General features: G+C 61.0%; 21 protein-coding genes and 1 pseudogene. 8 read left to right on the forward strand and 14 right to left on the reverse strand.

Annotation, left to right across the window (positions count from 1 at the left end):
* Window positions 1-72 precede the first annotated feature (72 nt).
* The gene (locus tag CKW07_RS15115; protein ID WP_095145609.1) at window positions 73-939 is read left to right on the forward strand and encodes a carboxylate/amino acid/amine transporter; all 867 of its coding nucleotides are present in this window, start codon (window positions 73-75) and stop codon (window positions 937-939) included.
* A 68-nt stretch (window positions 940-1,007) separates the two neighbouring features.
* On the opposite strand, the gene CKW07_RS15120 is transcribed toward CKW07_RS15115, so the two are convergent.
* Complete coding sequence (locus CKW07_RS15120; RefSeq protein ID WP_095145610.1) at window positions 1,008-2,306, reverse strand: mechanosensitive ion channel family protein; 1,299 nt, start codon at window positions 2,304-2,306, stop codon at window positions 1,008-1,010.
* 193 nt (window positions 2,307-2,499) lie between these two features.
* On the opposite strand from CKW07_RS15120, the gene CKW07_RS15125 reads away from it, so the two are divergent.
* Window positions 2,500-3,846, forward strand: a complete 1,347-nt coding sequence (locus tag CKW07_RS15125) for a DEAD/DEAH box helicase (protein ID WP_095145611.1) — start codon at window positions 2,500-2,502, stop codon at window positions 3,844-3,846.
* Between the two features lie 124 nt (window positions 3,847-3,970).
* Here the strand turns inward: CKW07_RS15125 and CKW07_RS15130 are convergent, their stop codons facing one another.
* The 4 genes from CKW07_RS15130 to CKW07_RS15145 all read right to left on the reverse strand — a co-directional run bounded on the left by CKW07_RS15130 (window position 3,971) and on the right by CKW07_RS15145 (window position 6,992).
* Entirely contained in the window at window positions 3,971-4,702 is a 732-nt protein-coding gene (locus tag CKW07_RS15130; protein ID WP_095145612.1) for a thioredoxin family protein, read from the reverse strand.
* 183 nt (window positions 4,703-4,885) lie between these two features.
* Window positions 4,886-5,755 carry a DUF6279 family lipoprotein gene (locus CKW07_RS15135; RefSeq protein WP_095145613.1) on the reverse strand — a complete coding sequence of 290 codons (870 nt, stop codon included), beginning with the start codon at window positions 5,753-5,755 and terminating at the stop codon, window positions 4,886-4,888.
* A gap of 66 nt (window positions 5,756-5,821) precedes the next feature.
* Complete coding sequence (locus tag CKW07_RS15140; RefSeq protein WP_095145614.1) at window positions 5,822-6,538, reverse strand: TorF family putative porin; 717 nt, start codon at window positions 6,536-6,538, stop codon at window positions 5,822-5,824.
* Between the two features lie 265 nt (window positions 6,539-6,803).
* A complete protein-coding gene (locus CKW07_RS15145; protein ID WP_030131898.1) occupies window positions 6,804-6,992 on the reverse strand; it encodes a hypothetical protein in 189 nt (62 codons plus the stop codon).
* 351 nt (window positions 6,993-7,343) lie between these two features.
* Between CKW07_RS15145 and CKW07_RS15150 the strand changes: the two genes are divergently transcribed.
* The 3 genes from CKW07_RS15150 to CKW07_RS25730 all read left to right on the forward strand — a co-directional run bounded on the left by CKW07_RS15150 (window position 7,344) and on the right by CKW07_RS25730 (window position 9,617).
* Entirely contained in the window at window positions 7,344-8,180 is an 837-nt protein-coding gene (locus CKW07_RS15150; RefSeq protein WP_095145615.1) for a S1 RNA-binding domain-containing protein, read from the forward strand.
* A gap of 208 nt (window positions 8,181-8,388) precedes the next feature.
* Window positions 8,389-9,321 (forward strand): DMT family transporter, encoded by a 933-nt coding sequence (locus tag CKW07_RS15155; RefSeq protein WP_095145616.1) that lies wholly within the window; start codon window positions 8,389-8,391, stop codon window positions 9,319-9,321.
* Between the two features lie 167 nt (window positions 9,322-9,488).
* Window positions 9,489-9,617 (forward strand): PA1414 family protein, encoded by a 129-nt coding sequence (locus tag CKW07_RS25730; RefSeq protein ID WP_256577055.1) that lies wholly within the window; start codon window positions 9,489-9,491, stop codon window positions 9,615-9,617.
* 94 nt (window positions 9,618-9,711) lie between these two features.
* Here CKW07_RS25730 and CKW07_RS25735 read toward each other — a convergent pair.
* The 6 genes and pseudogenes from CKW07_RS25735 to speB form a co-directional block, all read right to left on the reverse strand.
* Window positions 9,712-9,963 (reverse strand): annotated as a pseudogene (locus CKW07_RS25735) (acyl carrier protein).
* Between the two features lie 70 nt (window positions 9,964-10,033).
* Window positions 10,034-10,759, reverse strand: coding sequence for an MBL fold metallo-hydrolase (locus CKW07_RS15165; protein ID WP_095145617.1), 726 nt, complete (start codon window positions 10,757-10,759; stop codon window positions 10,034-10,036).
* Between the two features lie 88 nt (window positions 10,760-10,847).
* The gene (locus CKW07_RS15170) at window positions 10,848-12,227 is read right to left on the reverse strand and encodes a sodium:solute symporter (RefSeq protein WP_095145618.1); all 1,380 of its coding nucleotides are present in this window, start codon (window positions 12,225-12,227) and stop codon (window positions 10,848-10,850) included.
* A gap of 115 nt (window positions 12,228-12,342) precedes the next feature.
* Complete coding sequence (locus tag CKW07_RS15175; RefSeq protein ID WP_095145619.1) at window positions 12,343-13,854, reverse strand: cytosine permease; 1,512 nt, start codon at window positions 13,852-13,854, stop codon at window positions 12,343-12,345.
* Between the two features lie 55 nt (window positions 13,855-13,909).
* Window positions 13,910-14,317: a nuclear transport factor 2 family protein gene (locus tag CKW07_RS15180; protein WP_095145620.1), complete on the reverse strand. Its 408-nt coding sequence runs from the start codon at window positions 14,315-14,317 to the stop codon at window positions 13,910-13,912.
* Window positions 14,318-14,326: 9 nt separating this feature from the next.
* On the reverse strand, window positions 14,327-15,277 hold the full coding sequence (gene speB, locus CKW07_RS15185; RefSeq protein WP_095145621.1) for an agmatinase: 951 nt from the start codon (window positions 15,275-15,277) through the stop codon (window positions 14,327-14,329).
* Between the two features lie 216 nt (window positions 15,278-15,493).
* On the opposite strand from speB, the gene CKW07_RS15190 reads away from it, so the two are divergent.
* A complete protein-coding gene (locus CKW07_RS15190; RefSeq protein ID WP_095145622.1) occupies window positions 15,494-16,387 on the forward strand; it encodes a LysR family transcriptional regulator in 894 nt (297 codons plus the stop codon).
* Between the two features lie 13 nt (window positions 16,388-16,400).
* Window positions 16,401-16,994: a tRNA-uridine aminocarboxypropyltransferase gene (locus tag CKW07_RS15195; RefSeq protein ID WP_095145623.1), complete on the forward strand. Its 594-nt coding sequence runs from the start codon at window positions 16,401-16,403 to the stop codon at window positions 16,992-16,994.
* Window positions 16,995-17,168: 174 nt separating this feature from the next.
* Here the strand turns inward: CKW07_RS15195 and CKW07_RS15200 are convergent, their stop codons facing one another.
* From CKW07_RS15200 to CKW07_RS15210, 3 genes are read right to left on the reverse strand one after another with little or no spacing between them, the layout of a single operon-like run.
* Window positions 17,169-18,548, reverse strand: a complete 1,380-nt coding sequence (locus CKW07_RS15200) for an HlyD family type I secretion periplasmic adaptor subunit (protein WP_095145624.1) — start codon at window positions 18,546-18,548, stop codon at window positions 17,169-17,171.
* Between the two features lie 9 nt (window positions 18,549-18,557).
* Entirely contained in the window at window positions 18,558-20,717 is a 2,160-nt protein-coding gene (locus CKW07_RS15205) for a type I secretion system permease/ATPase (RefSeq protein WP_095145625.1), read from the reverse strand.
* A gap of 18 nt (window positions 20,718-20,735) precedes the next feature.
* Window positions 20,736-22,100, reverse strand: a complete 1,365-nt coding sequence (locus tag CKW07_RS15210) for a TolC family outer membrane protein (protein WP_095145626.1) — start codon at window positions 22,098-22,100, stop codon at window positions 20,736-20,738.
* Between the two features lie 583 nt (window positions 22,101-22,683).
* On the opposite strand from CKW07_RS15210, the gene CKW07_RS15215 reads away from it, so the two are divergent.
* Window positions 22,684-24,910, forward strand: a 2,227-nt coding sequence (locus tag CKW07_RS15215) for a retention module-containing protein (protein ID WP_141234454.1), incomplete at its 3' end; no start/stop codon positions are given.

A 24,910-nucleotide genomic window follows, 5' to 3' on the forward strand; every position in this document is an offset into this window, starting at 1 on the left:
GCCTGTTGTTACCCGGCCTTCACTGTCCGTGGCAAAACCGCTATCGTCGCCGCCACTTTGGACGAGGCGCGTATGGGCTATCTGCTATTTGTCACGCTGATTCAGGCGTTTTCCTTCAGTCTGATCGGCGAGTACCTGGCCGGTCATGTCGACAGTTACTTCGCGGTGCTGGTGCGGGTACTGCTGGCCGGTCTGGTGTTCATCCCGCTGACCCGCTGGCGTTCGGTGGAGCCTGCGTTCATGCGCGGGATGCTGCTGATCGGCGCCTTGCAGTTCGGGGTGACCTACGTCTGCCTGTACCTGAGCTTCCGGGTGCTGACGGTGCCGGAAGTCCTGCTGTTCACTATTCTCACGCCCTTGCACGTGACCTTGATCGAGGATGCGCTCAACCGCCGCTTCAACCCTTGGGCGCTGGTGGCGGCATTGGTTGCTGTGCTGGGGGCGGCCGTGATCCGCTACGACCGCATCAGTCCGGACTTCCTCATGGGCTTCTTGCTGCTGCAACTGGCCAACTTCACCTACGCCGCGGGGCAGGTGCTGTACAAGCACCTGGTGGCACGCCATCCAAGCGACCTGCCGCATTATCGACGCTTCGGTTACTTCTACCTGGGCGCGCTGGCGGTGGTGCTGCCGGCCTTTGTGCTGTTCGGTAAAAGCGACTTCCTGCCTGAAGCGCCGCTGCAGTGGGGCGTGTTGCTGTTCCTCGGGCTAGTGTCCACCGCACTGGGCCTGTACTGGTGGAACAAGGGCGCCTGCCTGGTCAACGGCGGGACCCTGGCGGTGATGAACAACCTGCATGTACCCGTGGGGCTGCTGATCAATTTGCTGATCTGGAACCAGCATGAAGAGCTGGGGCGGCTGATGTTTGGCGGGTTGGTGATACTGGCGGCGGTGTGGATCAGCCGGTTGGGTGTGCGTCAGACGGCAAGCGCGTCCTGACTTTATACGTGAGCCCTGTGCAGATCGTTCCCGTGTAGCAGGAACGATCTGAGCAAGGAAAAACGGTGTTACCGCATGGACGTTTCCAGCAGCGGGAGATGGCTGGCGCCCAGCACGGCCGGCAGCACCCCGGCGCGCAGGTCATTGCCGCTCGGTTGCTGATACAGGCTCAAGCCAAACTCCGGCAGTACCGCCAGCAGGTAATCGAAGATATCGCCCTGGATGCGCTCGTAGTCGGCCCACGCGGTGGTGCGGGTGAAGCAGTAGATCTCCAGCGGCACGCCCTGGGCGGTGGTCTGCATCTGGCGGACCATGCAGGTCATGTTCGGCTGGATCTCCGGGTGGCCCTTCAAATACGCCAGCGCATAGGCACGGAAGGTGCCGATGTTGGTCATGCGCCTGCGGTTGGCCGACATTGCCGCGACATTGCCCTGGGCTTCGTTCCAGGCCTTGAGCTCAGCCTGTTTGCGGCCCATGTAGTCGGTCAGCAGGCGAACCTGGGTCAGCCTCTGTTCCTCTTCGTCGGTGATGAAGCGTACGCCGCTGGCATCGATGAACAGGCTGCGTTTGATCCGACGACCACCGGAGGCCTGCATGCCGCGCCAGTTCTTGAACGACTCGGACATCAGGCGCCAGGTCGGGATCGAGACGATGGTCTTATCGAAGTTCTGCACCTTGACCGTGTGCAAGGTGATGTCCACCACATCGCCGTCGGCACCGACTTGCGGCATTTCGATCCAGTCACCGACCCGCAGCATGTCGTTGCTGGTCAGTTGCACGCTGGCGACGAACGACAGCAGGGTGTCCTTGTAGACCAGGATGATGACGGCCGACATCGCACCCAGGCCGGACAGCAGCAAGAGCGGTGATCGGTCGATCAGGGTGGCGACGATGATGATCGCGCCGAACACATACAAGACCATTTTCGCCAGTTGCACGTAACCTTTGATCGAGCGGGTGCGGGCATGTTCGGTACGGGCGTAGATGTCCAGCAGGGCATTGAGCAGGGCGCTGATGGCCAGCATCAGGAACAGGATGGTGAAGGCCAGGGCAACGTTGCCGAGAAAGTGCTGGGTGACCTTGTTCATCTCGGGGATCAGGCCCAGGCCGAACTGGATCACCAGCGAGGGCACGATCTGCGCCAGGCGATGGAACACTTTGTTTTTGAGAAAGTCGTTGAGCCAGTACATCGCCGGCTGGCGACCGAGCAATTCCACGCCGCGCAGGATGAGGTAGCGCGCCGCTCGTCCGACTACCAGTGCGACGAACAAGAGCAGCAGGAATGCCAGGAAGGAGTAAATCCGCGGGTGTTGTCCCAGGGCATTCCAGAGATCCTGGGTATTGAGCCAGAGCTGTTTGAGATCCATAGGCGAAAACGATTCTTCTGTAGGATGAGACCGGTCGATTAGAGCACTTTAGAAGCATCGAGTTACGGTCTGGGACAAATCAACTGACAAAAAAGCCACTGTTTGCGTTCGATTGCATAAAGAAACTCGGCCTACGCGCTCGAAACCGTTACCCTATGCAGCTGATTTTTTGTATTTCTTCGAGGTAGCACCCGTGTTTTCCCAATTCGCCCTGCACGAACGCCTGCTCAAAGCCGTGGCCGAGCTTAAATTTGTCGAGCCAACGCCTGTGCAGGCAGCGGCTATCCCGCTCGCGCTGCAAGGGCGTGACCTGCGGGTGACGGCACAAACCGGTAGCGGCAAGACCGCTGCATTCGTTCTGCCAATCCTCAACCGTTTGATCGGCCCGGCGAAAGTCCGTGTCAGCATCAAGACCCTGATCCTGCTGCCAACCCGCGAGCTGGCCCAGCAGACCCTGAAGGAAGTGGAGCGTTTTTCCCAGTTCACCTTCATCAAGTCCGGCCTGATCACCGGCGGTGAAGACTTCAAGGTCCAGGCCGCGATGCTGCGCAAGGTGCCGGACATCCTGATCGGTACCCCGGGCCGGATGATCGAGCAACTGAACGCTGGCAACCTCGACTTGAAAGAAGTTGAAGTGCTGGTGCTCGACGAAGCCGACCGCATGCTCGACATGGGCTTTGCCGAAGACGTGCAGCGTCTGGTGGACGAGTGCACCAACCGTCAGCAGACCATGCTGTTCTCCGCCACCACCGGCGGTTCGGGCCTGCGCGAGATGATCGCCAAGGTGCTGAACAACCCTGAGCACTTGCAGCTCAATGCGGTCAGCCAGCTGAATGCGACCACTCGCCAGCAAATCATCACCGCTGACCACAACCAGCACAAAGAGCAGATCGTCAACTGGTTGCTGGCCAACGAGACCTACCAGAAGGCCATCGTCTTCACCAACACCCGGGCCATGGCCGACCGTATCTACGGCCGCCTGGTGGCGCAGGAGTACAAGGCGTTTGTCTTGCACGGTGAGAAAGACCAGAAGGACCGCAAGCTGGCGATCGACCGTCTGAAGCAGGGCGGGGTGAAGATCCTGGTGGCCACCGACGTAGCCGCTCGCGGCCTGGACGTGGACGGCCTGGACCTGGTGATCAACTTCGACATGCCACGCAGCGGCGACGAATACGTGCACCGTATCGGCCGTACCGGGCGTGCCGGTAACGATGGCCTGGCGATCTCGCTGATCTGCCACGGCGACTGGAACCTGATGTCGAGCATCGAGCGCTACCTCAAGCAGAGCTTCGAGCGCCGCACCATCAAGGAAGTCAAAGGCACCTACGGCGGACCGAAAAAGGTCAAGGCGTCGGGCAAGGCCGTTGGCGTGAAGAAGAAAAAAACCGACGCCAAGGGTGACAAGAAGAAGTCAGCCGCCAAGGCACCGACCAAGCGCAAGATCGCCAACCGGCCGAAGACCGACGCCCTGTCGCTGGTCAGCAAGGACGGCATGGCCCCGCTCAAGCGCCGCAAGCCGGAAGCTCCGGCCGCTGAGTAACGCGCCATCGCTCGCTGACAACATGTAGCTTGCTGTCAAAAACCCGGACCCTGTCCGGGTTTTTGTTTTTCAGCGATCGGCTTTTTCTCTGCGGTGCCGACCAGCCTCGCGCCTGTCGATCAGATCATGAGTGGCAGCAACTGGTCGGCGCCTGGTCATCGTAGCGATCGTGATGGCGCACCCAATCCATGATTTCGTCCTCGTTACGGCCCTTGGGTGTCAGGTCGAGGTAGTTGTAGGTACCTACCAGCAAGTCCAGGCCCCGGGCGTAGGTGGAGTAGGTGTGGAATATTTCGCCGGCTTCGTTGCGATAAAACACGCTGAGACCGGGGAGTTCTTCTTCGCTGCTGTCGGTTTTTTCGTAGTTGTAGGTGGCGCTGCCGGCCGTGACTGCTTCTGCTCGAAGCGAGACGCCGAAGTCGTAGTTGAAGTCGCAGCCTTCGGACGACACCCAGTCGAACTTCCAGCCCATACGCCGTTTGAATGGCTGGAACTCGGCGAAGGGGGCGTGGGACACCGCCACCAGTGCTACGTCATGGTGGGCCAGGTGCTGGTTGGCGCCGTCAATGTGATCGGAGAGAAAGGAACACCCCGGGCAACCCTCGTCCCAACCCGCGCCGAACATGAAGTGGTAGATGACCAACTGGCTGCGGCCGCCGAACAGGTCGGCCAGTTTCAGTTCGCCGTGAGCACCCTGAAACCGGTAGTCCTTGTCGATTTTCACCCAGGGCAGGGCCCGGCGTTCGGCGCTGAGTTTGTCCCGTTCCCGGGTGAAGGCTTTTTCGTGGGCCAGGTGTTCGCGGCGCGCGGTGAGCCACTCTTCCCGGGACACGACGGGATGATTCTGGATGTTCATGGTGTTATCTCCTGCCAGCGGTGGCGAAAATCGACCCGTGCTGTGGGGTTAGACCCTCTTGCACAGAGTAGTCGTCGGGCGCTGGGGGAATTCGACATACCGTCGGTCGGTACAGGGGAGCACCCGGTGCGATGTGCGGGATCCGTTCACGTTGGCTGATGGGGGCTCCAGGGCGCAGGCCGCTCAGGAGGTGCCCGCCGTCCTCAAGCACTTCAGTGCGTTGAACTGATCGCGCACCTTGTCGATCCGGTTCTGCAAATGCTGGCGCTGCTCGTCGCTGCTGTCGGCCATCAGGTCGACCAGCAGGCCGCGGGCCTGGGCTTCGGCGTTGGCGTTAGCCTGGCGGTAGGCCGGGGTCCATAACGATTCGCGATCCACCAGCAGGGTTTCGATGCGTTGGGCAAAGTCGCTGGTGTGGCGCTGGTCCATCGCCTGGCTGAACAGCGCCTGCCAATGGGCCCGGTTGGCGATCCATAGCCGATTCTGATCGCCCAGGGCGGTGGACCAGGCGAGCACTCGCTGTTGCTGAGCCTTGTTGAGTGGGCCGAGCCAGTCGGTCAGGCGCTTGTCCATGCGTTGGCTGCGTCGCTGGATTTGTCGGGCCAGAGGCGGTTTGACGTATTTTTCCTGACGCTCGCGCACATCCTTGGCGAAGGCCTGCTTCATCTCATTGACCTGCTGATCGTTCATCCCACGCAACAATTCGACCGCCGACGGCGTGATTTGCCGAGCGGTCCGGGCGATGGCTTGCTTGGCTTCCAGGGTCCGGGCTTGCAGGGCGGTATCGGTGACCTGGCGGGTGATGACCATTTGTCGGGCGCGGGTGAACCAGTCCAGGTAGTCGGGCAACTGCGTTGCACAGTGCCATTGCAGGTGCTCCTCAAGACGTTCTTCGAGCCAGTCCTTTTGCTCGCGATCCATGTTCAGGTAATCGTTGAGCGTCCAGGGAATGATCGTGTCGAGGTTGCGGTAGGCCAGGTCCACGCGGTTGCAGGCCGTCAGGGCAAGGCACAGGGGCAGCAGCAGACTCAGGTGTTTCAACCAGCGCGTCATGGGCCAATCCTTGCGCAAGCGTTGTTCTGGTATTTGAACGCAGGATGGACCCGGGCGTTCAACCAATCAATAGAACCTGTGTTCGGCCTTGAAGGTGAATAAGCCATCGCATTGGCTGTTGTGCCCGGAATAGGCACTGCAATCATTGCCATTAAGGCTTGAGTCGCTGTAGATCAGGTTCAGGTCGATGCCCATCCAGGGCCGGGAGAGCTTGACCGACCAATCGTTGAAACCGCTGACATAACTGCCGTCGGCAATCGAAGTCGGGGTAAAGAGCCTGTGGGTGGTGTACTTGACACTGAGCCCTACGCCGAACGGCTGGGTGCCGCTGAGGTCGGCGAACAGGGTGCTGTTGCGCTTGTCCGGATCGTTGCTGAACGCTGCACCGAAGCGGCTGCCCAGCAAGGTAAGGCCGCCGAAAAACTCCTGGCTGTCGAGGGTGTCCAGTTGCGGGTAGCTGTAGTGGATCATGCCCACTTCATAACCCAGGGTCCGGTCGAAAGGGCGCTTGAATCCCACGTACGAGTCGACTTCCAGGTTGCTGGCGGGCGACAGGCCCATGCTCGGGGCCCATTGACCCACATACCAGCCACTGTCATGACTCAGGTCCAGGCCACCGTGGAATGAGCCGGTGCTGGACGGCTTGACCAGGCCCTGGGCCATGCTGCGACTAGGGCTTGTGCCTAGTTTGAGGTCATAGTCACCGAGTTCGCGCTGGAAGATCTGTGCATCGGCACTCATGCACACCAGCAGGCCGATCAGTAGCGTCGTCAGTTTGAGCATGCTTCACTCTTGAAGGTGCGGCAGGCCTGGCGGTTCATGATGGCGGCCTCTCTACTGGAGTCGGCCTGTGTCGGGAAACGCGCGGTCTAGAGCGTTCAAAGCATACCGGCGAATGTCGACGGCTGGCTACCGTTCGTCGATTGACGGGCCAAAAGTCATGGGCTTGTCGATTCGGCGGGCTGACAGGGGGAGGGAGTGGGGAGGGTTCCAGTCCTAGCGCTTCGATGCTCAAAGCGCTTAGGGACCAGGGTGACGCGAGGGGGTATTACTTTTTGCCCAGGGTAATCTGCTTGGACGGGCCGAATGTCTGGCCACTGACGCCTTTGGCAATTTGCTGGATCTCGCCACCGGATTTGAGGAAAGCGGCAATCTGGTCGTTGATCGACTCGCTGGTTTCAACGGCTGGAGCTGGCTTTGCTTTGCTGTTGGATGCTTTTACACGCATGGCGGCCATTAACCTGTAGAAAATTAACTTGGCCAGCCATCATACAGGAAATGCTTGACAATTGCTTGGTAAATATCTTCCTGGAATAACAGGGGGCGTCCGTCGACCAAGCAGAAGTTGCTCTTTGGATTATCACCCTAAGCGACTGTTTTAAATAAGAACCTTGCTCTGAAATATCGCCTGCGCGGGGCAACGATTTCGGTGGCTGCGGCCGCGACGGGCTGACGAGCGGGCCGCGAGCTGACACAAAACCCAGGAAAATAGAGCCTTGCGGCGGTTTTTTCTGCGCAGGCCCTGCGCTCACCCAACGGCGCGAGCAAAAACGGGTAGAATGCCGCCCAAGCAATGAGGGTATTGGAAATGGCTTTAGTCGGGCGTTACAACAGTTTGCAAGTGGTTAAACACACTAACTTCGGTTTATATCTGGACGGTGGCGCGGATGGCGAAATCCTTTTGCCCAATCGTTATATTCCCAAAGATATTCCCAGCGAAGATGAAGACTGGCTGAACGTTTTTGTTTATCTGGACAGCGATGACAAACTCATCGCCACGACAGAAAAACCAAAAGTTCAGGTCGGTGAATTTGCCAGCCTCAAAGTTGTTGAAGTCAACAGCATCGGTGTGTTTCTCGACTGGGGCCTGCCCAAGGACCTGCTGCTGCCGTACTCCGAGGAAAAGCGTCAGATGACCGCGGGTGAATACTGCGTGGTGCATGTCTACCTCGACAAGCACACCCGTCGTATCACTGCGACCGCGCGCCTGGATCGCTATCTGGACAAAACCCCGGCCAACTACACGGCTGGCCAGGAAGTCGACCTGCTGGTGGCCGAAGCGACCGACATGGGCTTCAAGGCGATCATCAACAACAAGCACTGGGGTCTGATCCACAAGAACGAAATCTTCAAGTTCATGCGTGCCGGCAAGGAAGAGAAGGGCTTTATCAAGGAAGTGCGTGCCGACGGCAAGATCAGCCTGAGCCTGCAGCCTGTGGGTGTCGAGGCCGCCACCAGCTTGAACTCGAAGATCCTCGCCAAGTTGCGCGACAATAACGGCACCTTGCCGGTCAGCGACAAGAGCGACCCGGCACTGATCAGCAGCTTGTTTGGTGTCAGCAAGGGCAACTTCAAGAAGGCCATTGGCGCGCTCTACAAGAACGGCCAGATCGTTATTCACGCCGACCGTATCGAGCTCAGCTAAGTTCGATAATCCGGCCGTAGGGCAGGGTGAACCTGACCGACGGCCGGAATGCGTGCCGCACCTGATCATGTGAAGGTCTTGTTCAGGCCTGTCCTTTGGCCAGTCTGGTTAATACTTCACCGCGTCAACCGCCGCCCTGGTCAAGTACCGGGGCTTTTGTTTTCTGTCGAGCCACCGCCATGTCATTAACCGTTCGCGAGGTTTCGTGATGATTGCCACTCGGCGCAGCGCCGATGCGTTTGCCCTGCAAGTGATGGTGGGGCTGTGCCTGGTGTGGGGCATCCAGCAGGTGATGATCAAGTGGGCCGCCGCGGACATTGCCCCTGTGATGCAGGCCGCTGGACGTTCGGGAATCTCCGCGTTGCTGGTGGGCCTGTTGATCTGCTGGAAGGGCGGTTGGGACCAGGTCGGCAGCACCTGGCGTGGCGGTCTGCTGGCCGGCAGCCTGTTTGGCCTCGAGTTCCTGTTCATCTCCGAAGGCCTGCAACTGACCACAGCGGCCCATATGTCGGTGTTCCTCTACACCGCGCCGATTTTTACCGCGCTGGGCGTGCATTGGTTGCTGCCGAGCGAGCGCTTGCGCCCGGTGCAATGGCTGGGGATTCTGCTGGCCTTTATCGGCATTGGCATTGCGTTTGCCGGTGGCGTGTCCTGGGACAATCTGGACCGGCGCATGTTGCTGGGCGACGCGCTCGGTGTACTGGCCGGAGCGGCCTGGGGTGCAACCACCGTGGTGGTACGCGCCTCTCGGTTGTCGGAAGCACCGGTGACCCTGACCTTGTTCTATCAACTGATCGTCGGTTTCGTCGGCCTGTTGCTGATCGCGGTGGCCAGCGGCCAGGTGACCCATGTCCAATTGACGGCCGTGGCGGTTACCAGCGTGCTGTTTCAGGGGCTGGTGGTGTCATTCTTCAGTTACCTGATCTGGTTCTGGTTGCTGCGCCGTTATCTGGCGGCGAACCTGGCGGTGTTTTCGTTCATGACCCCGCTGTTCGGTGTCACGTTCGGGGTGCTGTTGCTGGGGGAGAAATTGACCCTCAACTTCGTCATGGGTGCTGTGCTGGTGCTGCTGGGGATCACCTTTGTCAGCGCCGAACAGTGGGTCCGTCGCCGTTTGCGCAAGGCGCTGGGGCAATATTGACTGGTGGCCGCGATGGGCCGCGAGCACGGCCCGTTGAAGATGATTCAGATCAATTAAGTAACAGATCTTTGCGTTCTTGGGCGAGCATTGCGTAGGAGTTAAGGCTACTATCTGTATGAAGCGTCTACAGAACCCGGTCGCTCGGCATTACCCTGAAGGGGGGCACCATGAAAGAGAAACTGCAAAACTGGCTCCATGACCTCGGTGTCGCGCTTGGTTTGATCGAACCGCCTCTGCAACCTGTGCCTATCCGCACCGACGACGATCAACGTCGACGTCAACAACGCCGCCGGTAACACGCAACACATCAGCAGGTCGCAGCCGCCCGCATCGCCAAGGTGCCGCGTGTGGCTGCGACATCGCACCCGCCCATTTCCACTGAGCACACACTCACTGTTGGCCGATCTGCTCCAGAAACCGGATCAGGTCCTCGGCGGTGGTGGCTGACTTGAGTAGTTGATCTTCTTCATGAGTGAAGGCGGTCAGCTTCAGCTCATCTTCCAGATAAAAAATCAGCTCCTCGATGTCCTGCTTGTCCAGCCCCAGTTGCGACAGGCTGGCGTTGTCCGCGAAATCCTCACGACCCTAGAGCAAGCGGCTGATGAAGCGATGCACGGCTTTGCGAATGGCCTCTGTGTTCATGATCTTGCCTGGCTGAAGAGGTGCGTCTCCTGCAAAAGTATTAATCCTTTGGTGTGAGTACAGCACAGCCTCAGCGGTGTTGACGTTGCCATTGGTCAATCATGTCGCGCAGCTTGTCCCCGGAGAAGCTTGGGAAGTGGCCGCCATGCACCGTACGGATCGGTAGCGTGCGCAGGCGTTGCAGGCTGCTGGCGTAATCCTCGAGGTTGGAGTGGTAGGCGTCTTCAACCAAGGGGCCGTCGTAGATGATGTCGCCACTGAACAGTGTGCCGGTGGCGGCTTCGAACAGGCTGATGCCACCAGGTGAGTGGCCGGGCGTGTGAAGCACCTGCAGGGTGCGGTTGCCCAGGTCGAGCACATCACCGTCCTCAACGAAACCGGTCGCCGGTGCGGCTTTGACCCGGTATTCGGCGTAACACAGCGGGCAGTCGGGGTGCGCCTCGAACATGTCGTCGCCGACGCAGGCCCTGGACAGGGTGTTGTCGCCATCCGGTGCCGCGAGGATCCGTGCCTCGGCCGGGTGTACCAGGCGCTCGGGAAATTCGTGATGACCGGCGATATGGTCGAAGTGGCAATGGCTGGCCACGGCGACCAGCGGGCGTTCGGTCAGCCACGGCAACTGCTCGCGCAGGCTGACCAGGCCTGAACCCGTGTCGAGCAGCAGGTCCTTGTCGCGCCCCTGGATATGCCACAGGTTGCAGCGGTAGAACGGCCGGATGTACGGCTCGTGGATCAGGCGGATAGCGTCGTTCAGTTGTTTGACTTCGAACCATTGATTGCGACTGACAATGAGCATGGTGTTTTTCTCCAGGCGAAAAAAAACGGGTGCAGCAACCGACGCTGCACCCGCCGAAGAAAAGGTTCAAGCCGTTGTTGGTTTCAGCTTATATCGCGTTCGCCACGGTTGCCGGGCGACGGGATGCCAGGCTGACCACGACGAAGCTCACCAGGCCGACTGCCAGGCTGTAGTAGATCGGCGTGTTGGCATCCAGGCCATCCGTGACCATGAACACCAGGGCCGTGGCGAAGCCCAGGCCCATGCTGGCGATGGCGCCGGCGGTGGTGGCTCGTTTCCAGAAGATGGCGCCGATCAGCGGGATCAGCATGCCGCCCACCAACAGGTTGTAGGCCAGGGTCAGGGCGCTGATCACGTCGTTGACGATGAGGGCGATACCCAGCACCACGATACCGGTCAACAGGGTGACCAGGCGGTTGACCGCCAGGCTCGACTGCTTTCCACCGCGCAGTTTCGGCAGCAGGTCTTCGGTCAGGGTGGTGGCCGCGGCGAGCAGGCCGGCGCTGGCGGTGGACATCATGGCGGCCAGTGCCGCGGCGATCACCAGGCCACGAATACCGTCCGGCAGGGACAGTTTGACGATGGCGGCGAAGGCGTTGTTGACGTTGTCCAGGTCCGGAATCAGCACGTGGGCCGCCATGCCGATCAGGGCGCAGGCCAGGCCGTAGAGGATGCAATAGACCCCGGCGAAGGTACCGGCGTATTGAGCGACCTTGGCGGTCTTGACGGTGAACACCCGTTGCCAGATGTCCTGGCCGATCAGGATGCCGAAGAAGTAGATCATGAAGTAGGTAATGATGGTGTCCCAACCGATGGTGGTGAAGCTGAAGGCGGCTGCTGGCAGTTTCATCACCAACTCATCCCAGCCGCCGACGCGGTACAGGCAGATTGGCAACAGGATGAACATCAGGCCCACGGTCTTGATCACGAACTGGACGATGTCAGTCAGGGTCAGGGACCACATGCCGCCGATGGCCGAGTAGATCACCACCACGCCACCACCGAGCAGCACCGAGATCCAGAACGGCAGGCCGAACAGCACTTGCAGCACGGTGCCGATGGCCAGGATCGAGGTCACGCCGATCATCAGCGCGTAGGCCAGCATGATCACCGCGCTCGCGGAGCGGGCCATCGGGTTGTAGCGTTTTTCCAGGACCTGGGTAACGGTGTAGATTTTCAGTTTCAGCAGCGGTTTGGCGAGGAACAGGTTCAGCGCCACGATCCCGCAGCCCAATGCGGCGCAGAGCCAGAAACCGGAAATGCCGTGCACATAGCCCAGGCGCACGGTGCCCACGGTGGACGCGCCACCCAGGACGGTGGCGGCCATGGTGCCCATGTACAGGCTCGGGCCGAGGTTGCGACCGGCGACCAAAAAGTCTTCGTTGGTCTTGGCCTTGCGCATGCCGTAGTAGCCCAGTATCAGCATCGCGGCGGCGTAGATGAGTACGACGAATAAATCCAAAGCCATGATGGCGTGTCTCCGATTGTCTTTTTTATGTGGAACGCGGGATCAGGTTTTCTCTGTGGCGAGGGAGTAAGCTCCCTCGCCACAAAAGCTCAAAACCTTCCTGTTTTCTTTTGAGTCAGGCGGCTTGCCGCAACGCCGCTTTACCGGGCGACTCCGCGCCCTGGCTCCGTGCATCCTTCGGGCCGTACATCAGCGCCGACTCCGGGAACAGGCTCAGCAGGGCCAGGTACACCAGCGAGGCCAGGCCCAGGGTTACCGGCAAACTGATATCGATGCCGCCCGCCAGTTCGCCCAGCACACCGACAAACTGCCCGGGCAGGTTGACGAAACACAGGCCGACCAGTGCGCTGGGGATCCAGGCACCCAGGCCGCGCCAGTTCCAGCCATGGCTGAACCAGTAGCGGCCACCTTGCTCGCCACGGGTGAACACTTGCAGGTCATCCGGGCAGTAGAAGCCGCGACGCTTCACCAGGCCGATGATCATGATCACCATCCACGGAGTGGTGCAGGTGATGATCAGCACGGCGAAGGTCGACACGCTCTGCACCAGGTTCGCCGCAAAGCGCCCGATGAAGATGAAGGCAATCGACATCACCCCGATCAGCAGTGTGGCCTTGACCCGCGACAGCACCCGCGGGAACACGCTGGACATATCCAGCCCGGTGCCATACAGCGACGTGGTGCCCGTGGACATGCCACCAATCACCGCAATCAGGCACACCGGCAGGAAGAACCAGCTCGGCGAGACGGCCAGCAGGCCACCGACATAGTTGTTCGCGGCAATGTAGTCCGGTGCCTTGATTGCCACGATGGTCGCCGTCGCCAGGCCGAACAGGAACGGGATCAAAGTGGCGATCTGCGCACCGATCACCGCCAGCATGATCCGGCCCTTGGGGGTTTCGCGCGGGATGTAGCGCGACCAGTCGCCGAGGAACGCGCCGAAGGAGATCGGGTTGCTCATGGCCACCAGCGCTGCGCCAATGAAGGCCGCCCAGAACCCGGCCTGGCCGAGGGCCACGCTGCCGGCGTACTGGCTGTCGAACGCCGGGGCGAAGGCAAAGATTCCCAACAGGAACAACAGGCTCGCGGCCCATACGGCAATGCGGTTGACCCACAGCATGAAGCGGAAGCCGTAGATGCACACCGTCAACACCAGGATCGCGAACACCCCGTAGGCCAGGCCCAGGGTCAGGTCGGTTTCCGGCAGGTCGATCAGGCGTTTGGCCCCACCGATCAGCGCATCCCCCGAGCTCCACACCGAGAGCGAGAAGAAGGCGATGGCAGTCAGCAACGACAGGAACGAACCGACGATCCGTCCGTGGACGCCAAAGTGTGCACCGGACGACACGGCATTGTTGGTACCGTTGATCGGACCGAACAGGCCCATGGGGGCGAGGATCAGGGCGCCCAGCAATACGCCCAGCACAATCGCCCAGACGCCCGCCTGGAACGACAGGCCGAACAGCACCGGGAAACTGCCGAGCACGGCAGTGGCAAAGGTGTTGGCGCCGCCGAAGATCAAGCGAAACAGGTCGCTGGGTCGGGCGTCGCGTTCGTGGTCGGGGATCTGTTCGACCCCGTTTGTTTCGATGCTGCTAAGGCGGTGTTCTTTGTTGTTGTTATTCATGATCTGCTCCGATCATCAAGGCGCGCTCATCGTGTGTGAGCGTCACCTGTCTTGGCTAAGGGGGTGGCAGCCCTTCCGGCATGGCGGACAAATGTTCGTGGCAGGCCAGCCAATGGCCTTCTGGTTGTTTGCGAAACACAATGGTTTCGCGTTCCTGGCTGAAGTGTTGCTCCCCTTGCATGCGCAGCTTCGTGGCCACGTCATGGACAAACACCGCCACGTCACCCTGCAGGCTGACGAAGGCGTTGCTTGAGGTGCATGCCAGCACCTCGAAGCCTTCCTCGATGCGCCAGTTGTCCCACAACACCTGATAGGCATCGCGCGACAGCAGTGGCTTTTCGAGGGTGTGGAACACGAAGCTGGCGTCCGCGCTGAACGCGCCGAAGTAAGCTTCGCGATCATTTCGGGCGAACGCCGACACCAGTTCGGCGGCCGCGTTGAGAACCTGATCATGTGCGTTCATGGTCAGGCCTCAGCGGTGCGCCACGCCCGGCAGTACGCAGAGCATTTCGTACAGCAGGTTGGCGCCCAGCAACGAGGTGTTGCCGGTAGTGTCGTAAGGCGGCGAGACTTCTACCAGATCGCAACCGACCAGGTCGAGACCCTGGCAACCACGGACGATTTCGATGGCTTGAATGGTGGTCAGGCCACCGATTTCCGGGGTGCCGGTGCCCGGGGCCCAGGCCGGATCGATGCCGTCGATGTCGAAGCTCAGGTACACCGGGCCGTTGCCGACCTTTTCGCGTACTTCAGCCATCAATGGCGCCAGCGACTGGTGCCAGCACTCTTCGGCCTGCACCACACGGAAGCCCTGTTTTCGGCTCCAGTTGAAGTCTTCAGCGGTGTAGCCCTGGGCGCGCAGGCCGATTTGCACCACACGGTCGCAGTCCAGCAGGCCTTCTTCGACGGCGCGACGGAAGGTGGTGCCGTGGGCGATTTTCTCGCCGAACATGTGATCGTTCACATCGGCGTGAGCATCGATGTGCACCAGGCCGACCTTGCCGTGCTTTTTGTGGATCGCACGCAGGATTGGCAGGGTGATGGTGTGGTCGCCACCGAGGGTCAGCGGGATCACGTCGTGCTCGAGGATCTCGTCGTAGGACTCTTCGATGATGCGCACGGCGTCCAGCAGGTTGAACGTGTTGATCGCCACGTCACCGATATCGGCAACGGACAGCGAATCGAACGGCGCGGCGCCGGTGGCCATGTTGTACGGACGGATCATCACCGACTCAGCACGAATTTCCCGTGGCCCGAAACGGGTGCCGGCGCGCAGCGAAGTCCCGATGTCCAGGGGCACGCCTACGAAGGCAGCGTCCAGGCCGGCAGCGGTTTTCAGGTGGGGGAGTCGCATCATGGTGGCGATGCCGCCGAAGCGCGGCATTTCGTTGCCGCCCAGTGGTTGGTGAAGAATCTTGTCCACGGGTATGGCCTCATCGTCATTGTTTTATTTATGGGGTTGCTCGGTGCATAGGGCATGCACAGGCACCTGTTGGGCGGATTCTGCGAAATGGAGTGCCGCAGAAGAATCGCTACCGGCAAATACTTAGTTCAGATTTTTCTAAACTAATGTTGCTGGCAGTTATAGACTTGGTTCCGATCGTTCCCACGATCTATGGTCTTGCAATCGGAGCCCCCCATGGCCAACGCTTTACCCGACCTGAAACTATTGCGCATCTTCGTCAGCGTGGTGCGTCATCAGGGGTTTGCCAACGCCCAGCATGAGCTCAACCTGTCGACGTCGGCCATCAGCACCTACATGAGCCAGCTCGAAGGGGCGTTGGGGCTGGTGCTGTGTCATCGAGGCCGGGGCGGCTTCAGCTTGACCAGCAAGGGCGAGCTGTTCCATCAGGAGACCTTGCGCCTGCTGGGGGAACTCGAAGGTTTCGAACAATACGCGGCGGCCCTCAAGGGCGAGCTGCGCGGCACGCTCAACCTTGGGGTGATCGACTCCACCGTCAGCGACAAGGCCTTGCCCTTCGCCGAAGCCATTGGCGCCTACAGCCAGGAACACCCGGCGGTGCACCTGCACCTGTCGGTGATGAGCCCCTACGAACTGCAACTGGGGGTGCAGGACAACCGCCTGGACCTGGCCATCGGTGCGTTCTCCACACGCATGAGCGGCCTGGTCTACATGCCGCTCTACCGCGAGCAGCACTGGTTATATTGCAGCAATCGCCATCCATTGTTCACCGAGCGACGGATTCCCGAGCAACTGATCACCCAGCAACGCATGGTCGGTCGCGGTTACTGGAGCCAGGCGGAACTGGCGCGCCACGGCTTCAAGCACAGCGCGGCGACGGTGGACAGTATGGAAGCTCAGTTGATTCTGGTGCTGTCCGGTGCCTACATCGGTTACTTGCCGGAACACTACGCCCAGGCCTGGGCTGACAAGGGCGACCTGCGCGTGTTGCTGCCGGCCACCTTCGGCTACCAGGCACCGTTCTCGATGATCGTGCGCCGGGGACGTAGCCGCGAGCCACTGATCCAGACTTTCCGTGACTTGCTCAAAGCACAACTCAATCAGGCCTGATCGGGAGAGCCCCATGTCCAGAAAACAATGCGCCCGTTGCCTGCGCCCGCAAACCCATTGCCTGTGCCCGCTGATCCCGAGCCTGGACAGCCGCACCCGGGTGCTGTTGTTGCAGCATCCCAGTGAAGTGAGCCATGCGCTGAACACCGCGCGCCTGGCGGCGTTGGGCCTGAACAATGCCGAGTTGATCGTCGGTGAGGTATTCGAGGACTTGTCGACGCTGCTCAACCCGCCCGGTTATCAGGCCCGCCTGCTGTTTCCAGCGGACGATGCGCAGCCGATGCAGGCGTATACCGCGACGGATGAGCCGCTGCTACTGGTGGTGCCGGATGGCACCTGGCGCAAGGCGCGCAAGATGTTGCACCTCAATCCGCTGCTGGCCGCGTTGCCAAGGGTGACCCTGGCCGATGGCGGTGTGTCGCGCTATCGCTTGCGCAAGGCGCCGGGGCCTGGTGCGTTGTCGACGGTGGAAGCGATCGTGCAGGCGTTGCAAGTGCTCGAAGCGCCGACTTCGTTCGATGCGTTGCTCAAACCGTTTGAGGCATTGATCGAGGGACAGATCGCGGCGATGGGTGAAGAGACTTACCGCAAGAATCATGGGCAATGAAGTCTTCTGTGGCGAGCGAGCTTGCTCGCGCTGGGCGGCGTAGCGGCCCCAAGAGCGGCCGCCAAAGTCTTGCTGAAAGACCGCGGTAGCTTTTTTTGGGGGGGGGCGCTCCACACCCCAGCGCGAGCAAGCTCGCTCGCCACGGAGATGGTGTGCACATTAAACGATACAGGCCTACCGCTCGCGCATCGCCTCGGTCCTGGCCTTGAGTACGGGTTTGAGCAGGTAATCGAGCACGCTTTTCTCGCCGGTAATGATGTCCACCGTGGCGACCATGCCGGGGATGATCAGCAGGGGTTTGACGTCGCCCCCCAAGTGGTTTTTGTCGGTGCGCACCTGGATCAGATAGAAGCTGTTGCCCTTGTCGTCGGTGATGGTGTCGGCGCCGATCAGTTCGAGTTTGGCCGACAGGCCGCCGTAGATCGTGTAGTCATAGGCGCTGAACTTGACCATGGCTTTCTGACCCGGATGCAGGAAGGCCACGTCCTGCGGGCGGACCTTGGCTTCGATCAGCAGGTTGTCCTCCAGGGGCACGATTTCCACCATGTCGCTGCCCGGTTGAACCACGCCGCCGATGGTGTTGACCTTGAGCACCTTGATGATCCCGTGAACCGGCGAAACCACAGTGGTGCGGGTCACCCGGTCGTCGATGGCAATGCTGGTGGCGGTGATTTTCGACAGGTCGGTGCGTTTCTCGTTGAGTTCCTTGGCGGCGTCCGAGCGGAAGCCCTGCACCGACTCATCGAGTTTGCTCCTGATCTCGTCAATCGCCGATTCGGCCCGTGGGATCGCCAGGGTGGTGGCATTCAGCGAGCCACGGATTTCCACGGCGCTGCGCTTGAGCCGCAGGATCTCCACCTGTGACACCGCCCCGGTACCCACCAGCGGCGCGGACATGTTCATTTCCTGGTTCAGCAGCGCCAGGCTTGAACTGTATTGCCCTTGTTTGGAGCGAAACTCCGCCAGTTCCTGGGTTTTCTGCCGAAGTTGTTCGGTCAGCGTGCGCTGTTCGCTGGCCAGTCGGCGTTGCCGTTGGTCATACAGGGCGCGCTCGTCTTCGGCCACTTGCGGGGCCTTGGACACGACCTCGTCCGACAGCTTGAGCGGCCGGCCCTCGGCTTCGGCAGACAGGCGTTCGACCTGGGCCATCAGGGCATAACGATCGGCCTCGCTTTCCCCCTTGTTTGACAGGAAGCGTGTGTCATCGAGGCGGATCAGGGTGTCGCCCTTGTTCACCATCTGCCCTTCGCGCACGAAAATCTCAGTGACGATCCCGCCTTCAAGGTTCTGGATGACTTGAACCTTGCTCGACGGAATGGCCTTGCCTTCACCCATGGTGACTTCCTGCAAGACCGCCAGCTTGGCCCACACCAGGGCGGTGATGATCAGCGCGGCGGTCAGCCACACGGTGATCCGCGACCTGCGGGGCGAATCCTGCAGCGAGGCGTCGGCGGTTTCGTGCATGAACTCGCGTTCTGCGCTTTTGCGGAAACTGCCAAAGTAGCCGCGCGGCTCAGGTGAAGAGGGCAATGATCCAGGGGGGGACTCAGGCATAAGCGACTCCTAGACGGCCGCAGAGCCGACACGGCCCTTGCGCAGTGCATCGATAACCGCTTCTTTCGGGCCGTCCGCGACGATCCGCCCGTTGTCCAGCACCACCAGCCGATCCACCAGGCTGAGCATCGAGGTGCGGTGGGTGACCAGCAGCAGGGTCTTGCCTTTTACCCAGGGGTGCAGTTTCTGGCGCAGGATGTCTTCACTGCTGTTGTCCATGGCACTGGTGGGTTCGTCGAGGACCATGATCGGTGGGTCCAACAGCAATGCGCGGGCCAGCAACACCGCTTGACGCTGACCGCCGGACAGCAGTTGGCCGCGCTCGCCCACTGGCCGGTCGAAGCCGTGCGGGTGTTGGCGGGCCAGTTCGGTGACACCGGTCAACTCGGCGACTTCGAGCATCCGTGAGTCGCTGATGTAGCGCGCGCCGAGCGTCAGGTTGTCGCGCAGGCTGCCGGCCAGCAGCGGCAGGTCGTGGGCCACATAGCCGATCTGTTGGCGCAGGTCGGCGACGTCCAGTTGCCGCAGGTCCAGGCCGTCGAGCAACAGCTGGCCTTCATCCGGGGCGTAGAACCCCATCACCAGGCGGGCCAGGGTGCTTTTGCCTGATCCGCTGCGGCCGATGATGCCGATACGTTCGCCGGGTTTGACACTGAAACTGACGCCAGACAATGCCGGGGCATTTTGCCCGTTGTAGTGGAAGGTCACGCCACTGACGTCCAGTGCGCCTTGCAGTTGGGTACGCTCCAGTGGCCGTTGCCGGGTGTCGCGCTCCTGGGGTAGCGCCATCAATGCATCGGTGCTGCGCATGGTCAACCGGGCTTGCTGGTAGCGGGTGATCAACCCGGCGATCTGTCCCAGTGGCGCGAGGACGCGGCTGCCAAGCATGTAGGTTGCCACCAGCGCGCCCACGCTGAGGTTGCCGGCGATGATGCTGTAGACCCCGGCGACGATGGTCGCCATGCCGCAGAACTGCTGGATGAACAGGGTGCCGTTGGTGGCCAGCGCCGAGAGGTTGCGCGCATGGCTGTCGAGGCGGGTGAGGGCGCCGTGGGTGCTTTCCCATTTGTGCTGGCGTTCGCTCTCGGCGCTACAGGCCTTGAGGGTTTCCAGGCCGCCCAGGGTTTCAATCAGCACGGCCTGGCGTTCGGCCCCCAGTGCCAGGCTTTTCTGGACGGTGTCGCGCAGACGTACCTGAATCATCATCGCGAAGAGGATGGTGAGCGGGAAGGCCATCAGCGGGATGACCACCAGCCAGCCGCCGAGCAGGCCGATTACCACCAGCATCAGTACGGCAAAGGGCAGGTCGATCAGGCTGGTCAGGGTCACGGCGGTGAGAAACTCGCGCAGGCCCTGGAAGTCATGGATGCTCTGGGCAAACCCGCCAATGGTGGCGGGACGTGCTTTCATCGACATGCCGGTGATGCGTTCGAACAGGGTGGCGGACAGGATTACGTCGGTTTTCTTGCCGGCCGTGTCCAGCAAGTGCGCACGTACGATCCGCAGCACCAGCTCGAATCCGGTGCCGATCAACAAGCCGATAGCCAGCACCCACAAGGTTGAGGTGGCCTGGTTCGGTACCACCCGATCGTAGGTCTGCATCACGAACAGCGGGACCATCAGGCCCAGCAGGTTGATCAGGAAACTCGCCAGAATTGCGTCGCTGTAGAGCCAGCGCGACAGCTTGAGCGTGTCGCGAAACCACGCCTCGACCCGAGGTACCAACGGTGAGCGCAGGTCCTCGAGCTCATGCCGTGGCCGGGCGAACAGCGCCTGGCCACTGTATTCCTCGGCCAGCTCCTCACGGCTGACCCATTGTTCTCCGCCCTCAGCCTCACTGGGCAGAATCAGCGCCTTGCCGTTTTCCCCCCAACGCCGCAAGACCGCGCAGCGACCATTCCGGAGCAGCAACATGACCGGCAGGTTGAGCGCTGAAATCGACTCCAGTTCACGCCTCAATACACGTGCCTGCAGGCCGGCACGGGCTGCCGCGCGAGGGAGTAGATCCTGGCTCAGGCGCTGTTTGGCCAGTGGCAGGCCAGCACTGAGGCTGGCCCGGCTGACGGTGCAGTCATGTAGCTTGCACAGGATCAGCAACCCATCCAACAGCGGATCATCAAAGCTCAGGCGCGGGTCAACGCCAGTGTTGCCGGATTCCATGCTGGTCACATCAGGCCCCCCAGTGAACTAGCGTATTTCGGGTAGGCGGGCTTCGCTTTTCACGTCGGTTTGCGCAATCGCTTCGGCCGGAACCACCACCTTGGCTTTCGTCAGCAGTTCGCCCATGTTCGCCAGGACGCGGTACATGGAGAACTCCTCGGTGTAGCGCACTTCGGTGTAGCGCCGGCTGGAGTTGTACAGCTCGTTTTCACTGTCGAGCAGGTCGAGCAGGGTCCGCTGGCCGAGGCCGAACTGATCCTGGTAGGCCGCCCGTACGCGCACCGAGGTCTCGGCGTATTCGCGGGCGGTCGGGAGTTGTTTCTTGGCGTTGACCATGGCGTTCCAGGCCAGGGTGATGTTCTCGTTGAGCATGCGCAAGGCGTTGTTGCGGATATCCATGGCCTGGTTGATCTTGTGTGCGTCCGATTGCAGGCGGGCCTTGTCGCTGCCGCCGCGGAACAGGTTGTAGTTCATGATCACGCCCACGCGCCACTCGTTGTCGTGGCCCAGGTCGCCCTGGAGGTTGTCGTCGGCACCGACCGCCGCCTCTGCATCGAAGCGTGGATAGAACGGCGACTTGGCGACCTCGTACTGGCTTTCGGCGGCGTTCACGTCGGCCTGCGCGGACTTGAGGTACGGGTTGTTATCCATCATGGCCTGGCGGGCGTCCGGCAGGGTTTGGGGAACCTCGCCGCGAATCGACGGCAGGGTTTCCAGCTCGTCGGGCATACGCCCCACTGCACTGAAGAAGTTGGCTTCGGCATCGGCGAGATCGACCTGGGCGGTGTCGAGGTTGTTTTGCGCCAGGGCCAGGCGCGCTTTCGATTGGTCAAGGTCGGCGGTGCTGCCGATGCCGCGATCGGTGCGCAGGCCGATCTGGTCGTTGACCCGCAAGTGCGCTTGCAGGTTGTTGGTGGCCAGGGTCACCAGTTCGCGGCGCTTGAGTACTTCGAGGTACACCTCGATGGTGCGCAGGGACAGGCTTTCGGCGGTACCACGGGTGAAGTAGGCGCGGGAGTTGACGACCGACCGGGTGCGTCCGACTTCATTAGCGGTGTTGAAACCGTCGAACAGCATTTGCCGCAGGCGCAGTTCGGATTGGGTGTACCACTCGGTTTCAGTGTTATGGCCACCGGGCGTCAGGCCGCGGGTCGTGGAGTTGTCGCTGTAGCCGCGGCCGTAGCCGGCATTCAGGTCCAGTGACGGATAGAAACCCCCTTTGGCGACCTTCACGTCTTCATCGGCGGACAGGCGGTTGTTCTCGCTGGCATGCAGTTCCGGATGGTTGTCCAGCGTGCTTTGAATTGCGTCGGTCAGTGACATGGCCTGGGCCTGATGAGTGCAGGCCATGGCCAACAGAATCGCGCTGCAGAGGGGCGTGAAAACGCGCATGGGGTACTTCTCCCTGTGTCCTAATAGTGCTTTGTTGTCGCCAAAAAAATGACGCGACTTATAGTTCAAACCGTTCCAAGCTTGTAACAACAGAGCTAAGAACATCCTAGGGAGAAGCTAAGAAGCATTTCTCATAAGAACTATGTCGAAAAAAACTTATGCGCCCTGAAAAATCCAGCACATTGTTCACACCGTAAGTCCCGTGTTTACGAGCTTTATGGCGCTTTTCGGGACTGAAAAAGTTCAACCCATTTTGCAACATAGGGTGGAGAAGTGTTGGAGGGGATGGAGGCTGCACGGTTTTAGGGGCGACAAAATATTGTCACTTTTCCGGTAGGATACCGTGGGGTCACCCTCGTAGAACGGCTGGCGGCGCTGAGTGGATGATTCCATTGAGTTTTGTTCTGCTCAAATCCAGGCCATCTGCGTAGGGCAAGCGAGGCGAGATCGTCGTCAGGCAAGGGCTTTTACCTTGGGGTGGAAGTGCTGCCGGGCGCCAGGTCCGCCAAGCCACCCGTTAGTGCCATGCGTACTTCTCTGCACAACCCAGATGCCGATGGATGTCGGCAGCGGAGGACGTCACATGGCAACGCTCATCGGTACCGTCAGCAAGGTTGTGGGTCAGGTTTTCGCACAGGCAGCGGATGGCACCAGGCGTCCCCTGATCGAGGGGGATCGGCTGTTTGCCGGCGAGCAACTGATTACCGGTGCCGCGGGCGCGGTGGCCGTGCACCTGAGCAACGGTCAGGAGTTGACCCTTGGGCGTGACAGCAGCCTGTCAATGACGGCGCAACTGCTGGCCAATCAGGCCGGGCACGTGAGCACGCCCGAAGTGGTGGCGCCGAGTGCCGCGCAATTGACCGATGTCGAACAACTTCAAAAAGCCATTGCGGCCGGTGCCGACCCGACCCAGACCGCTGAAGCCACGGCTGCCGGGCCTGGCAGCGGTGCAGGTGCAGGCGGGACTGGCGCGGCGGGAGGCGGGCACACCTTTGTACTGCTGGAAGAGGTGGCCGGGCGGGTTGAGCCGATCATTGGCTTTCCCACCGCCGGTTTCAACGGTATCCCTGAATTCGTCCCGGAGCGCATTGCACCCGTGCCAGAAGAGGACGGCGATGATGGATTTGTTCCGCCACCGGTGAACAACGGGGTGAGCCTGTCCGGCCTGTCGGTAGAAGGCGGCGAGTTGACCCTCAGTGAAGCCAACCTGGCCCAGGGTTCGGCCAGCAATCCTTCGGCGCTGACCCAAAGCGGTACCTTCAGTGTTTCGGCGCCAGATGGCCTGTCGAGCCTGAACGTGGGCGGGATCAGCGTCGTCAGTGGTGGCGTGGTCGCGGGTTTCCCGCAATCGATGATCTCTGCCGCGGGCAACACCCTGACCATCACCGGTTTTGACCCGGCCACAGGCGTGGTCAGTTACAGCTACACCCTGGTGTCCAACGAAGCCCATTCGGCAAGTGATGGCGCCAACAACCTGAGCGAGCATTTCAGCGTCATTGCCACGGACGTCAACGGCGACACGGCGACCAACTCGCTAGACATCAACATCACCGACGACGTGCCGACGGTGGTGAATGACAGCAATGCGGGAGCCGCCAGCGAAATACAGACCATCCTCAGCGGCAACGTGCTGAGCAATGATGTGCAAGGCGCCGACCGTGTACCGACCGGGCCGGTCACCGCGCAGACGGTCAATGGCACCTACGGCAAACTGGTGCTGGCCGCCGATGGCGCTTACACCTACACCGTCGACACCAGCAATCCGGCATTTTTGGCGCTGAAAGCCGACGGCAGCGAAACCTTCACCTACACCCTTACCGACGTGGACGGCGATACCAGCACCGCGACCCTGGTGCTCAATGTCCACAACAACGACGATCCGGTGACGATCACCGGGCTCAAGGTTGAAGGTGGCGAACTGACGGTCTACGAAAAAGCCCTCAGCGACGGTTCCACCCCTGGCACTCCTTTATTGACCCAAAGCGGCACCTTCACCGTCACGGCGCTGGACGGTGTGCAAACCCTGAGCGTCGGTGGGATCAACGTGGTCACCAATGGCGTGAACGCCGGCTTCCCGCAGGCCGTCACCACCGGCCTGGGCAACACCCTGACCATCACCGGCTACGACTCGGCGAGCGGGCTGGTGAGCTACAGCTACACCCTCAACGACAACGAAAACCACCCGACCGCCAGCGGCACCAACAGCCTCAGCGAATCTTTCAGCGTCACGGTCACCGACAGCAACGGCACTACCGCCAGCGATTCGCTGGACGTAAACATCGTCGACGATGTGCCGACGGCAGTGAACGACAGTAACGCCGGAGCCGCCAGCGAAATACAGACCATCCTCAGCGGTAACGTACTGAGCAACGACACCCAGGGCGCCGACCGCGTGCCGACCGGACCCGGTGTTGGACCGGTCACCGCGCAGACCATCAACGGTACCTATGGCCAACTGGTGCTGGCCGCCGATGGCACCTACACCTACACCCTCGACACCGGCAACCCGGCGTTCCTGGCGCTGCAAACCAACGCCACTGAGACCTTCACCTACACCCTTACCGACGCGGACGGCGATACCAGCACCGCGACGCTGACCCTGGCTGTCGACAACGACGACGATCCGGTGACCATCACCGGGCTCAAGGTCGAAGGCGGCGAACTGACGGTCTACGAAAAAGCCCTCGGCGACGGCTCGGCACCGGGCAGTTCAAACCTGACCCAGAGCGCTACCTTCACCGTCACGGCACTGGACGGCGTACAGACCCTGAGCGTCGGTGGCATCAACGTGGTGACTAACGGCGTGAACG

This window comes from Pseudomonas sp. Irchel s3b6 (genome assembly GCF_900187415.1).
In the GTDB taxonomy this organism is placed as follows: domain Bacteria; phylum Pseudomonadota; class Gammaproteobacteria; order Pseudomonadales; family Pseudomonadaceae; genus Aquipseudomonas.